This window comes from Candidatus Stygibacter australis (assembly GCA_030765845.1).
GTDB classification, from domain to species: Bacteria; Cloacimonadota; Cloacimonadia; order Cloacimonadales; family TCS61; genus Stygibacter; species Stygibacter australis.
This window is the reverse complement of record JAVCDJ010000137.1, coordinates 1-13,057: the sequence shown is the minus strand read 5'-3', so window position 1 is coordinate 13,057 and position 13,057 is coordinate 1. Positions and strand designations below refer to the sequence as shown.

The window sequence follows — 13,057 nt, the reverse complement described above, 5'->3', positions numbered from 1 at the left end:
ACACCTTCAAATTCTATTGTTTTAAATGAATGGCAGCATGTAGCTGTTAGTTATAATGGTGTAAGCGAAGTGCATATATATATCAACGGTGTGGATCAGGAATTATCAATGTATGATGGACCTCAGGGTAATATTGTGACTAATTTAAATGATAACCTCTATATAGGCAGCAATTCCGCTGGTGAATTTACTTTCCAGGGCATGATTGATGAGCTGAGGATTTGGGATACAGTAGTTACGGGAGATGATATTGCTGAGAATATGGCTATTTACCTTAACGGTGATGAAACAGGACTGAAGGGTTACTGGAAATTGAATGAAGGAATGGGAGAAACTGCAAATGATGAAACGGTTTTTGGAAATAACTGCCTAATCTCTGAAGCAGAATGGACATGGGGAGCTCCACTCACTCAAGTTGATAATGAAGACAACACTGTTCCCGAAGCGATAAATCTCTTGAACCAAAATTATCCTAATCCTTTTAATCCAACTACGACAATATCTTTTAATCTTGCTGAAGATTCACAAATAGAACTATCAATATTTAATGTCCGTGGTCAAAAAATAAAAAAGCTTATCCACGAATTTACCCAGAAAGGATATTCTTCAATCATCTGGAATGGCGATAATGATGAGGGAATTGGGGTAGGTTCAGGAATATATTTCTATCAATTGCATGTAAATGGAGTGGTAGAAGATGTGAGGAAATGTCTGCTGTTAAGATAATGCCTAATTGGGAATTCGGATGAAAGTAATTGACTGGAATAGTGTGATTACAGACTTTCCCATTATGAATAAAATATTGGTAAGTTTGGTTTTGATCTGTAATATATATCTATTTGCAGAAATGGATAGCAGTCTGCATGCTTATCCCATCATGGATTATTCTGATGAGACCAGCTTGAGCGGTGGTGGAGTTTTGATTTATATATATCGTCCGGAGGGACAAGATAAAACTGTTCCTCCAAGTCTGCTAAAGCTTCAGATTGATGCCGGGATAAAATCAAGCTGGACATTTGAATTAGAAAATGAATGGCAGCTTGAAGATGGGAAATATGCTGTCAATTTACCATTTAAGATAGAAGAGCAACGCTGTGAATTATATAAAACGGGTAATGATATCGAACTTAATGACTCTCAGGAGAACGAAATACGCAAGTTCAAAGTTAGTTTTGAGATGCTGAGGCGATGGACGAAATACCATTTTGGTTTTACATACAAGATCAATAGCAGTAAGTATAAGCATGAACCTGATGAATCTTTGCTCCAATATAATGATAAGGTATTACCAGTGGGAGGTTTGTGTGTGGGACCTGGGTTAACCTTTCAATACAATACTCTGGATAATAATTATTTCCCCTTGAGTGGTGTCAGGATGCAGTTTAATCTTCAGACATATTCACAAGCTTTAAGCAGTGATTACACTTTTGACCGCTACAGTTTTAATTCATCATTATATTATAAGCTGGCAAAATTAACCACCCTGGCATTAGGAATGAAAGTAATTATGAATGTCGGTGATGTACCTTATCAGGAAATGGCTTCTCTGGGAGATGAACTGAGAATATTTCGTTCCGGTCAGTATGCAGATATGAATCTTGTTTCACTGGTGAGTGAGATCAGAAGTTTCCCCTTTTCCCGAGCTTATTGGCGTCGGTTTGGTTTTGTGATTTTTGCTGAAGCAGGACAAAGCCTCAGCAATTTTGAAGACTTTTACGTCACTGGTACTCATTATGGTTTTGGAGTCGGAATTCGATATTTGCTTGATATTAAAGAAAAATATACTCTCCGGCTTGATAGCGGGTTATATAAATCTCAAACGAGTACAGATTTTGGTGCAAATGAAGCATTTTAATTGAATAATAGGATTTATAAATGAAAAAGAATATTTTTTGGCTGGTTGGAGAAAAAAGTGCAGACCTTCATGCCTCCCGTGTGCTTGAATATTGTAATAGCCGACATCCTGACTGGCATCATTATGGTGTGGGGGGGAGGTTGATGGAATTGGAGGGCTTTAAATCTCAATTTCCATTTAACCGCTTTAATGTAATGGGATTTGTAGAAGTTATCAAGCATCTCAAATTTTTTGCCAATGTTGAGAAAAGGATTGAGCAGATATTTATGCATAATCCCCCAGATGCTATCGTGCTGGTGGATTATCCTGGCTTAAATATGCGAATTGCCAAACTGGCAAAATCTCTCAATATACCGGTTGTATATTATATCTGTCCTCAATTCTGGGCTTGGAAAAAACATAGAATATTTCAATTACGTGATTATTCTGATGCTATTGGATATATTCTGCCATTTGAAGGAGATTATTTTAATGATTCTCAGATAAAGGCAACTTATACGGGACATCCAATCTCAGAAGAGATCACAGTTGCGAGCACTCGTGAAGAATTTGGCAGAGAATATAATCTTGATCTCGAGCGTAAATGGATAGCCTTTTTCCCGGGGAGCAGGGATAATGAGATCAAGAAGCTTTTGCCTGTTTACCTCAAAGCGATTAAAATGATGCAGCCTCAAGATTATCAATTTTTGCTTTCCAAAGCCGATTCGATCACAGTACCATTATATGAAAAATATATAGATCAAGCTCAGATTTCCAATCTTAAAATTATAGAAGACAGAAATTATGAAATGATGAAACATGCAGATTTCGTTTGTGTTAAATCTGGAACTACAACTCTGGAGACTGCCTGGCTGGGTACTCCTTTTATCTTGTGCTATAAAACAAGCTGGCTGAGTTACCTGATAGGCAGATTCTTTGTGAAAATCAAGTGGATTGGATTGCCTAATATAATCCTAAATAAAGGGCTGATACCGGAATTGATCCAGCGGGAAGCTAATGCCGGTAATATCTGCTCATATATTGATGGCTATTTGAAAGATAGATCAAGATATGATAGGATGAAAACGGAGCTTCATCATCTGCATGAAATTCTGGGCAGTAAATCAGCTTCCCAGGAAGTGACAAAACTAATCGAAGAACAGGTGGTCTAAGTGGCAAAAAGAAAATTTTCACCTTTGCTGGTCTGGCTGATAACCAATCTGGGATTAGGAATCGTGAAGCTTCTGAGCATTTCCTGGAGGTGTCGTCGGCTGAATTCCCTTCCCACTGAAAAGGCTATCTTTGCTTTCTGGCATCGAAATATACTTCCCTTGATGTATTTGCACAGAAATAAAAATTATGTAGTTATCATCTCTAAATCACAGGATGGTGATTTGATTGCCGATGTCTGTGAAAAGTTGGGTTACCTCACAGCTCGTGGTTCAACTTCACGGGGTGGCAGCAGTGCTCTTCGTAACATGATCGCTCAATCAAGGAAATATTCTTTAGCATTTACTCCAGATGGGCCTAAAGGACCTGCCTGTAAGATCAAAGAAGGAATGGTTTATCTGGCAAAATTGACCGGTTTGCCTATTGTCTTGATTTCTGCGAGAGTAGGACATGAGATAGTATTCAATTCCTGGGATCGCTTTAGATTGCCTTTGCCTTTCAGCCGGATAGAGGTGATATATGATGCACCTCAATATATTGCAAAAGATGCTGATATTGATGAGTCTATTGTCTTGATGGAGAAAAGAATGATAGCACTGGAAAAACAACTTATAGATCATTAATTAACATTTAATTGAAATTCTTTGACAAAAATTACTATATTTCTGGGGATGTGAAAAAATATATTAGTGAGGTAAGGTATGCAATTATCAAACAGAGCTTTGAATATTCAGGCATCACCAATTAGAAAGCTGGTACCTTTGTCCAATGCTGCCAAAGCTGCTGGAAAACATGTTTATCACCTTAATATTGGGCAACCCGATATTGAAACTCCCCAGGAAATGATGAATGTTTATCGGGAATTCGATCAAAAAATACTGGCTTATGGCCCTTCCCAAGGTTTGAAATTTTATCGTCAAAATCTCGTAAAATACTACTCGCGATATGGCATTCAGCTTAATGAAGATGAGATCATAATCACTACAGCAGGCTCAGAAGCATGCTTCTTTGCTATGCTGGCTGTTTGCAATCACGGTGACGAGATCATAATTCCTGAGCCATTTTATACTAATTATAATGGCTTTGCTACCTGGGCAGGAGTAAACATCGCCCCGCTGACAACCAAAGCTGAGAATGGATTTGCTCTCCCAGATGTTTCTCAGATCGAAAAGCTTATAAATGATAATACCAGGGCGGTCATGATCTGTAATCCGGGGAATCCAACTGGAGCTGTTTATACTCGCGATGAACTCCTTAGCCTTGCTCAACTTGCTATCAAGTATGATCTCTTTCTGATCTCAGACGAGGTTTATCGGGAATTTGTCTATGATGGAGAATCACATACCAGCATTTTAACTATACCGGAAATCAGTGATAGAGCTATAGTCGTAGATTCCATATCAAAACGTTACAGTGCCTGTGGTGCCAGAATTGGATGCATAATTACTCATAACCAGATTCTCCTTCAAGCTTTAATTAAATTTGCTCAGGCAAGACTGTGCCCTCCCACTATTGAACAATATGCAGCAAATGCCTGCATCGACCTGCAGGAAGAATATTTTGCTGGTATCATATCGGAATATCAGGCAAGGCGTGACCTTGTTTTTGATGCTTTATCCAAAATTGATGATGTAATTTGCGTGAAACCCAAAGGGGCATTTTATATTATTGTCAAATTACCTATAGATGATGCCGAACACTTTGTAAAATGGTTACTAACAGATTATTCTCTTAACAATGAAACAGTTATGGTGGCTCCTGCTGCAGGATTTTATGCGTCTCCGGGTTTAGGGAAAGATGAGGTAAGGATTGCCTATATTCTCAATAAATCAGATCTTAAAATAGCAATGGAAATATTCAGTTCTGGGTTAATTGAGTATTTGAAGAAATAATTTATTAAAGAAAGAGCCTCATTTTGAGGCTCTTTTTAAAGCTCTTAAAAATCTCTTACGAGGAATCCTGTTCCCATGACCTGGAAAATAGTATTCTGAGTCTCTTTTAATTAGCCTTTGCCAGCTATTTTCCAGCTTTGATCTATCCTCTACTATCGGGGGCATAATGGTAAAGGGGCTGATATTGAAAAGTGTATCTCCTACAAATGATTCGCCATTTTCCAGAATCACTGAAACTGAACCCATAGTATGTCCGGGAGTTAGTATCACTTTTCCTTGAATGCCCCATTCTTTTAAATCATAATCCCTATCAATTACAATATCAACTTTGGTGGGTTCAACTTTAGATGATTCCGGATATCGAGATTGCACTTTTTTAGCAATATTGTTTAGAATAGAACTGGAAAATACAGGTAGAGGTGAATATCCACTTTCGATATAAGCTGCAGCCTCTTTATGAGCAATTACTTTAGCACCAGTCAATTCTTTGATGGCAGACAGACAGCCGATGTGATCGGGATGCGCATGGGTGATTATAATGATCTTTATTTGACTGGGTGAGATACCATTACGGGATAACTGCCTTATAAATTTGTCTCTTCCAGTGGAAATTGAAGTGTCTAGAAGTACATAAAAAGAAAATTCGGATTGGAGTAGATAAATATTCGTCATTCCAATCCGAATTTTAATTTTTTCAGCCATTTATACTGAAACTTATTTTGGTGCAGGTAATCCTAATTCTTTAATTGCATTCACTGCTACCGTCTTAGAATAATCAGCTATGTAACCATCTCTATCAGAGTTTTCAGCGAAACCTACAAAATCAAGTTCTCTACCAAAAGTCTGACGCCACATTGAAAATCCCATAATACTGAACCATAATCTGGTCATCCAGTTGTAATATGCCACTGCATCCATTTTACCTTTTGCTACAGGATAAATCTCACCAAATCTGTCAAATACGATACTGATATATGTCATTGCCACTTCAAGTGATCCAGGAACTTCTTCCTGGAAAGCTCGCTGAATAAGATCTGCATACCAGTAACGACGATTAGTACCATAGAAAATATCAAAAATTCCCATGATCTTAACTTTTATGAAATTTGATAATGCCTGAGGTTTCTCGGGTATTACTTCGTCTTCCTGCAAAAACAATAAATCAAACTGAACTTTTTCCTTCAGTACAAATTTAATTGTTTCTAAAAACAGGTTGTCCTTACTACCAAAGTAGTAATTTACGGAATTCAGGGCAACTCCTGCCTTATCGACAATTTCACGGACTCCTGTCCCATGAAACCCGTTATCGGCAAAAAGTCTTGCTGCGCACTTGACTATAGTCGCGCGCGTTTGATTCTCATACTTCCTTTTTAATTGCAACTTTCAACTCCTTTAAACTTATTTTAAATCCGGCGAATTAAAGAAAACAATTGTGCTGACTGTTGTCAATATAAATTTAACTTTTTTTTAAAATATATTCAATTTTTAACGACTTCTTTCTCTTATTTCATCTATAGTAACTATTCAGATTTTGAATGTCATTCATTTTAGATTAATTCGCCTATATTTGAATGAATTAAATTCTCTGTATAATACAATGCAATTACCTTAAATTATAATAATGGTTCAAAATATAAGGACATCATTTATTTCTCTGATGAAAATTGTTCGTATAAGTTATTTACTTATGCTAAATATATTAATTAGTTGAAATTCTCTCAGAACCTGGATCAATTCTACCGCCTCCTGTAATTAATTGCTTGACGGATATTAAAGGTAAAAAATCATGTTTCAGTTTTATTGAAGCCCCATTCGTCTAGTGGCCAAGGACGCGGGATTCTCAGTCCTGAAACAGGGGTTCGATTCCCCTATGGGGTGCCACTAAATATTCTTAAATAAAATAACGAAAGGCGTCTTAATCTAAAGACGCCTTTTTCTTTATCATCAATATTAGGTTAAATTAATCAACGATCACTGGACAATAAGTTTGTCTGGGATCAGCCTTAATAGATTTCAAGTATTCTAATTCTTTCATTATATCAAGGTATTCTATTTTGCCGGAAAGAACTTGCACTGCCATATCAATATCAAAATATTCCTTCAATAATAAGTCCATTAAAGATTTCTGTTTGGGATAATATTCAATAGCAAATGAAGAAATACCGGCAATTTCTGCTGCTTTATCAACGGCATCATTTAGATTACCAATATCATCTATCAAACCATTATCTTTTGCCTGCTTACTGCTCCAAACTCTACCCTGGGCAATGCTTTCCACTTGATTAAGTGTCATATCCCTCCCATTAGCTACATGGGTTTTAAATTCGTCATAAATCCCCATCATTGATGATTGCATTGCTGATAATTCAGCAGCATTAGGTTTCTCCCAGACATTAAGAAGATCAGAATATTTTCCATATCTCACGCTATTGGAATTAACTCCAATACTATCTCCCATTTTATTCAGGTTAGGAAAGATAGATACAACTCCTATTGAACCGGTAATTGTCATTGGATCAGCATAAATATAATCAGCACTACATGCAATGTAATATCCGCCTGAAGCAGCTACATCTCCCATTGAGACGACAATTGGTTTTGTTCTTTGAACTTTCAGCAGCTTATTCAAGATAATATCAGATTCCAGGGCACTTCCTCCAGGACTGTTGATCCTCAGGACAATCCCCTTTACTTTTGGATTTTTCTCTATCTGGTCTATTTCCTTAAATAATTTTGCAGAAGTGATCATATCAATTGCAGGACCTGCTTGAGTTGTGATATTGCCCTGAGCATATAAAACAGCAATTTTATTATCAGGTACAATCCGTGGAGGCACAGGGTAATCAATGATATCCATTTTATTTGTTTTTTCAATATTATACATATCAAGAAAATCCTGATATTGCACAAGTTCATCAACTAATCCTGATTTTAAACTATATTGTCCATTAATCCAGATATTATCACGCTCTTCATACAGGTTGCGTAAATCCAAAACCTCAATTCCGCGGTTATCTGCTATCGTTTGAAGCATTTGCTGATACATATCACTATATAAACTGGTCAGATTTTCTCTGAATTCTGGTGACATCTCATTACGTACAAATTGTTCTCCAGCTGCTTTATATTTTCCGGCGTGTATCACTTGCATCTCAATTCCCAGTTTATCCAGCATCTGCTCATAATAAAGGATATGACCACCAATACCCGTTAGAAGTATCCCTGCTGAGGCTGAGGGATTAAGGTACACTTTATCGGCTATTGAAGCGATATAATATCCTCTGTTGGTTATGGAATTTATATAGGCATAAACTGGTTTTCCACTGGCTTTAAAGTTTTGCAGAGAATTCATCAACTGATCCAGAGTAGAATATCCAGCTGAGAAATATTGAGGACAAAGAATTATTCCAGCTATCCGGTTATCTTCTGCTGCCCGGTCAATTACTTGAATATAATTATGGACAGAATTATTTTCATTTCCCCAGATATCCTCGGATAATTCACTGAATTCTTTCACTTCCTTTTCAAGGTTCAAAATCAACCAGGTTGAATCAGCGACTTTCTTCTTATCTCCTTTATATTTACTAAAATAGCTGTTTACACTGTAAAATGAAACAAATATTATTGCCAGTAGTAGTAGTATGGATGTCAAGCATCCAAAACCAAACCATTTTCCTTTCATTATTATTCTCCTTAATTTACTTCCAGATTCAGATCTTTGATCTTTCTGGAAAGATTGCTCACCTGCAGCCCTAATGCTCTGGCTGTTTGTGATAGATTGCTATTATGTAATCTGATCTGATTAGTCAAATATCTCATTTCAAATTGTCTTTTCTTCTCTTTAAAATCCACTGTCTCATTCCAGAAATCAGTTTCTTCTTTTCTTTGCAGGATAAGATCAAGATCATCATTAGTGATCTGCTCATTATCAACCATCACATATAATCTCTCTACCAGATTGCGTAATTGCCTCACGTTTCCAGGAAATGATTTGCCGGCAATATTTATTTGAGCATCACTGGAAAAAGTTTTTTTTGTTACTCCCTGTTCCTGAGCTATCTGGACGGAAAAATGGTCGAGTAGTAAGGGAATATCTTCTGGACGGTCACGAAGTGAGGGAGACTCCATAGGCAGCACATTCAACCTGTAATAAAGGTCTTCTCTGAATTCTCCGGTTTTCACCATCTCTTCCAGATTCCGATGCGTAGCTGCCAATATTCTGATATCTATTTTGCGTACCTTATTATCTCCCAGTCTTTCAAATTCGCCTTCCTGGATCAATCTCAATACCTTTGCCTGAGCCTTTAGGTTCATATCTCCAATTTCATCAAAGAATAATGTCCCTCCATCGGCTTCCTCCACTTTTCCGGGCTTAGATTTATTTGCACCTGTAAATGCTCCTTTCTCATAACCAAATAATTCTGATTCAATAAGTTCATTGGGTATGGCGGCTGAATTAAACTTTATAAAGGGTCCCAGCTTGCGACTACTCTCGTTATGAATACCATAGGCTATCAATTCCTTTCCAGTTCCACTTTCGCCCCGGATCAATACTTTTGCCTCTGTAGGAGCCACACGGCTGATCAGTTTGCGTACCTGATTGATAACAAAACTATTACCAATGATCTCATATTTCTTATCTACTTGTTCCTTTAGCCTGTTATAGCTTTGGTTCACTTTCAATAGCTTAATGGCATTCTGTACTGCAATTCGCACTTTATGCAGTGAAAGCGGTTTCTCCAGAAAGTCAAGTGCACCATACTGGATAGCTGTAACTGCTTCCTGAATTCCACTGTGACCAGATATCATGATAACCTGAATATTCGGTAATTCTTCTTTAAATTGTTTTAATAGATCAAGTCCATTAAAATAATCTAACCTTACATCAAGCAGGATCAATGCTGGTCGAAAGCGTTTTACTTCTGCCAGGGCTTTCTTTGATTCCATACAGGTGTCCACCTGATAACCATCATCTTCCAGAATGTCCTTCAAACTCATACAAATATTATACTCGTCATCAATTACCATTATTTTCATTGCTTCCTCCACTTATGCTGCTTTGTTCAGCAAATTGTATAATAAAACTGCTGCCTTCTTCTATTTTAGATATAACACTGATCTCAGCATGATTAATATTAGTAAGTTTTTTTACCAGTGCCAGTCCCAGACCAATTCCTTTCTTTTTCTTTGTAAAATATGGCTCAAATATCTTTTCAACATCTTCTGCTTCAATACCTGGTCCATGATCCCTGATCTCCAGAATTCTTTTAGTACTATCAAGTTTCAATTCCAGTATCTCATCATGGCCTGCTGCATCGATAGCATTTTGTATTACATTGGTTAATATCTGATAAAAATGCATCATATCAAATTCTATTATAAAATCTTCTCCTTCAATATTTATTTTTACTCTGTCTTCATAAGACCTGGTTATTCCCTTTATCTGTTCTAATATTTTAAATTGTTGTTGATTTACCGGTACATCTTTAGCAAAATTAGAAAAATTAGTCGCCAGATTTTGCAGATGTCCTACTTCTTGAGTAATTATTGATACTGACCGGTCAAATACCTGATCAAATTTCTCACTTCCTTTCTTTTCGATTAATCTTTCCAGCGAAAGCCGAATTGGTGTTAAAGGGTTTTTTATCTCATGTGCCAGCATTCTGGAAAATTGTTTCCAGATCGATAGTTTTTCAGCTTCCAGTAATTGCTTTTGCGTCTTTTGCAATTGCACGGACATCATATTGAACGAGCTTTGAGCTTCTTTAAGCTCCCAGGTACCGCTTTCTTTTAATTGAATATCAAAATTACCTTTGGATATCTCTTTGGCTGCTTCACTGAATTTTGCCAGAGGACTGGTTAAGGAATAGATAGCCCACAGGAATAAAGTTAGTGATGAAAGTAATACAAGGATCAGGTAAAAGGCAGAATATACTGCTGTCTGCCTGTTACCGATCTCTATAGTGGCTTTTATCTCGTTTAGTTGACAAAGAATATTCCTCGCTTCATCAGAATATTCCGGTTGCTCCTGAGCAAGATTACCCATAAATTCCTGTAACTGTAAACTGGATATTTCTTCTGAAAGCTCCTTTCTTTTCACTTCCTGATACTGATAGATCAAGAGCAATCCTGCCGTAAATAATGCAAGATATAATAGGATAACTATAGTCCTGAGACCAAATCTAAATTTCATTATTTCTCGATTATAGTATTATTTCATTACAATTAGGTTTATGAAAATTCCAGAAGATCATCAGGTCAAAAGATTCATTATTTTGACCCATTGTTACAATAGGTAAACTCGCCACCAGGTTCACCTCAATCGGCAATTCAAGTTCATGGGGTGATTGGTAATGAAAATCTGAATTCGCATTTTTAAATTCACTCCAGGAATCAATTACATAGGTGCGATTATTCTGTTCCTCACAGATCAATGTCCAGTTTCCTAAAAGAGGATCAAAAATTGCAATATGCTGGAAACTGATTATCTCCGTGCTAACCTCACTGCGTAGGGTTAAAGTGAAATCAATTGGTATACGCTGCCCTGATTGCATGATCTGTCTGAAATCTTCATTAAATGCACTTTCTAATGTAGCCTGTACCGTTATCTGATTACCACGTGAAAATGCCCGTGACTGGGCAAATGAAGGAGTATTCCCTTGGTATGATGAAAATAACATCATACCAAGGGAGATCGTTGCTGTTATAGCTTTTTCAAAAATTCCGCCAAGCATTCCTGCCCCCCGAAATGGCTGGATTACTGGCTGGATCTTTTACTAAAATCCAAACCAGGGACCAAATGATAAGGTCAAGCCATCCATGTTTGTATCTGGTCTATTAGTAAGGTTTATGTCATATCCATTAGCCTCACCTTCCCAACCAGACATTGAAATAGTATATAAATACGCAGCCTCAGCTTTAAAACTCAGCCAGTCTGTGATTCTCCAGCCGAGAGATATCCGTGGTTCTGCCAAAAATCCTGTATTTTTAAATGTAATTGAACTTGATGCATTGTAATATTCATCAAGGTAAGTATCTAAGCTCATATCACCATCAAAGTCAAAATCTGGTACATCATCTGATGCTTTCTGACTTACTTCGATTTTATTCATACCCCAGGTGAACATACAGCCTAATTCACTATAAAATTTCCCGAAAACAAAGCGTCTGTCAAATGATAATCCACCATAATTGATCCAGTACTTAGCTGTACGTGAAACATTTGAGGTACTATCAAGATTAGCAATATTATGATTCCAGTCATGGCGTGTGGTTGTTTTGTCAAAATACTGCGCAAATTGTCCACCCATGAACCAGCCCTTGCCGATATGGGACTTCAAACCAATACCATTAAGGAATAATCCGTCTTCTGAATACATATCTTCCTCAAAACCTAAACTTTCCATTATGCCATTAACGTCTACTACATCAGGTGTGTACCATATTGGCATCCAGGCGATAGAACCATCTCCATAATATTTCGATTTCTTCTTGATAATTGATTCTTTTTCTGTTTTGGATTCTGTCTTATCCATCACTATCGTGCCTTCAAGATCATAAACCAGTTTTCTGGTTCCAAAAACAAATTCCAGTTCGACCACTTCGCCTTTACGGAAAATCGTCAAAGTAACTTTTTCGCCAACTCTGTAAAAGGATATTATCTTTCCTAATTCGTCCTGTTTGGTAATTTTATCATCATTGATTGACATCAAAATATCATCTGTGCGTAGTTTGTAATAATAAGCGGGACTATTGGGGGATACAGTATCCAGTCGGATTCCATAAAAATAATTGTATCCGATTTCTGCTGCTTCTGCAAGTGTCATATCTGAATAAGTTATACCTATAAAAGGTTTATCCATTTTGACATCATCTGGAGATGTTATCACGATCTTATTGCCGTCATCATCGATTGTTACATTAATGGTATAATCTCCCTTCATTTCCTTAACAATCAGTTCTGCTTCTTTCTGAGCCATTTTGCTCTTTAACAGCGCTTCTTTCACTTTAGCATCTACATCTACATCCTGGCAAAATAGACTGCCTGCCACCAATAATGCCAACACTAACACTACTAAATTTTTCTTCATCTTAACCTCCGAGTTAAATTTATTACTTTATATTAATGCAATCCCCGTACCAGAACCCGTTATCTCTATCT

General features: G+C 37.0%; 12 protein-coding genes and 1 tRNA gene. 6 read left to right on the top strand and 7 right to left on the bottom strand.

Annotated elements, in window-relative coordinates:
* The 5 genes from RAO94_06985 to RAO94_06965 form a co-directional block, all read left to right on the top strand.
* A partial coding sequence (locus tag RAO94_06985) for a LamG-like jellyroll fold domain-containing protein (GenBank protein ID MDP8322076.1) occupies nucleotides 1–726 on the top strand: 726 nt, incomplete at its 5' end.
* Nucleotides 727–745: 19 nt separating this feature from the next.
* Nucleotides 746–1,855 carry a BamA/TamA family outer membrane protein gene (locus RAO94_06980; GenBank protein MDP8322075.1) on the top strand — a complete coding sequence of 370 codons (1,110 nt, stop codon included), beginning with the start codon at nucleotides 746–748 and terminating at the stop codon, nucleotides 1,853–1,855.
* A 20-nt stretch (nucleotides 1,856–1,875) separates the two neighbouring features.
* Complete coding sequence (lpxB, locus tag RAO94_06975) at nucleotides 1,876–3,006, top strand: lipid-A-disaccharide synthase (protein MDP8322074.1); 1,131 nt, start codon at nucleotides 1,876–1,878, stop codon at nucleotides 3,004–3,006.
* Complete coding sequence (locus RAO94_06970) at nucleotides 3,007–3,627, top strand: lysophospholipid acyltransferase family protein (GenBank protein ID MDP8322073.1); 621 nt, start codon at nucleotides 3,007–3,009, stop codon at nucleotides 3,625–3,627.
* 78 nt (nucleotides 3,628–3,705) lie between these two features.
* Nucleotides 3,706–4,896, top strand: a complete 1,191-nt coding sequence (locus RAO94_06965; GenBank protein MDP8322072.1) for a pyridoxal phosphate-dependent aminotransferase — start codon at nucleotides 3,706–3,708, stop codon at nucleotides 4,894–4,896.
* 18 nt (nucleotides 4,897–4,914) lie between these two features.
* On the opposite strand, the gene RAO94_06960 is transcribed toward RAO94_06965, so the two are convergent.
* Together RAO94_06960 and RAO94_06955 are read right to left on the bottom strand one after the other, a co-directional pair.
* Entirely contained in the window at nucleotides 4,915–5,568 is a 654-nt protein-coding gene (locus RAO94_06960) for an MBL fold metallo-hydrolase (protein ID MDP8322071.1), read from the bottom strand.
* Nucleotides 5,569–5,610: 42 nt separating this feature from the next.
* The gene (locus RAO94_06955) at nucleotides 5,611–6,276 is read right to left on the bottom strand and encodes a TetR/AcrR family transcriptional regulator (protein MDP8322070.1); all 666 of its coding nucleotides are present in this window, start codon (nucleotides 6,274–6,276) and stop codon (nucleotides 5,611–5,613) included.
* A gap of 425 nt (nucleotides 6,277–6,701) precedes the next feature.
* Between RAO94_06955 and RAO94_06950 the strand changes: the two genes are divergently transcribed.
* Nucleotides 6,702–6,777: transfer RNA gene (locus RAO94_06950), tRNA-Glu, on the top strand.
* A gap of 79 nt (nucleotides 6,778–6,856) precedes the next feature.
* On the opposite strand, the gene sppA is transcribed toward RAO94_06950, so the two are convergent.
* The 5 genes from sppA to RAO94_06925 are packed head-to-tail and all read right to left on the bottom strand — an operon-like array spanning nucleotide 6,857 to nucleotide 12,986.
* Nucleotides 6,857–8,578, bottom strand: a complete 1,722-nt coding sequence (gene sppA, locus RAO94_06945) for a signal peptide peptidase SppA (protein MDP8322069.1) — start codon at nucleotides 8,576–8,578, stop codon at nucleotides 6,857–6,859.
* Nucleotides 8,579–8,589: 11 nt separating this feature from the next.
* The gene (locus RAO94_06940) at nucleotides 8,590–9,933 is read right to left on the bottom strand and encodes a sigma-54 dependent transcriptional regulator (GenBank protein ID MDP8322068.1); all 1,344 of its coding nucleotides are present in this window, start codon (nucleotides 9,931–9,933) and stop codon (nucleotides 8,590–8,592) included.
* Nucleotides 9,914–11,089, bottom strand: a complete 1,176-nt coding sequence (locus tag RAO94_06935) for an ATP-binding protein (GenBank protein ID MDP8322067.1) — start codon at nucleotides 11,087–11,089, stop codon at nucleotides 9,914–9,916. The genes RAO94_06940 and RAO94_06935 overlap by 20 nt, the downstream gene beginning before the upstream one ends.
* Before the next feature lie 10 nt (nucleotides 11,090–11,099).
* On the bottom strand, nucleotides 11,100–11,630 hold the full coding sequence (locus RAO94_06930) for a hypothetical protein (GenBank protein ID MDP8322066.1): 531 nt from the start codon (nucleotides 11,628–11,630) through the stop codon (nucleotides 11,100–11,102).
* A gap of 42 nt (nucleotides 11,631–11,672) precedes the next feature.
* Nucleotides 11,673–12,986 (bottom strand): PDZ domain-containing protein, encoded by a 1,314-nt coding sequence (locus tag RAO94_06925; GenBank protein ID MDP8322065.1) that lies wholly within the window; start codon nucleotides 12,984–12,986, stop codon nucleotides 11,673–11,675.
* Nucleotides 12,987–13,057: the final 71 nt, after the last annotated feature.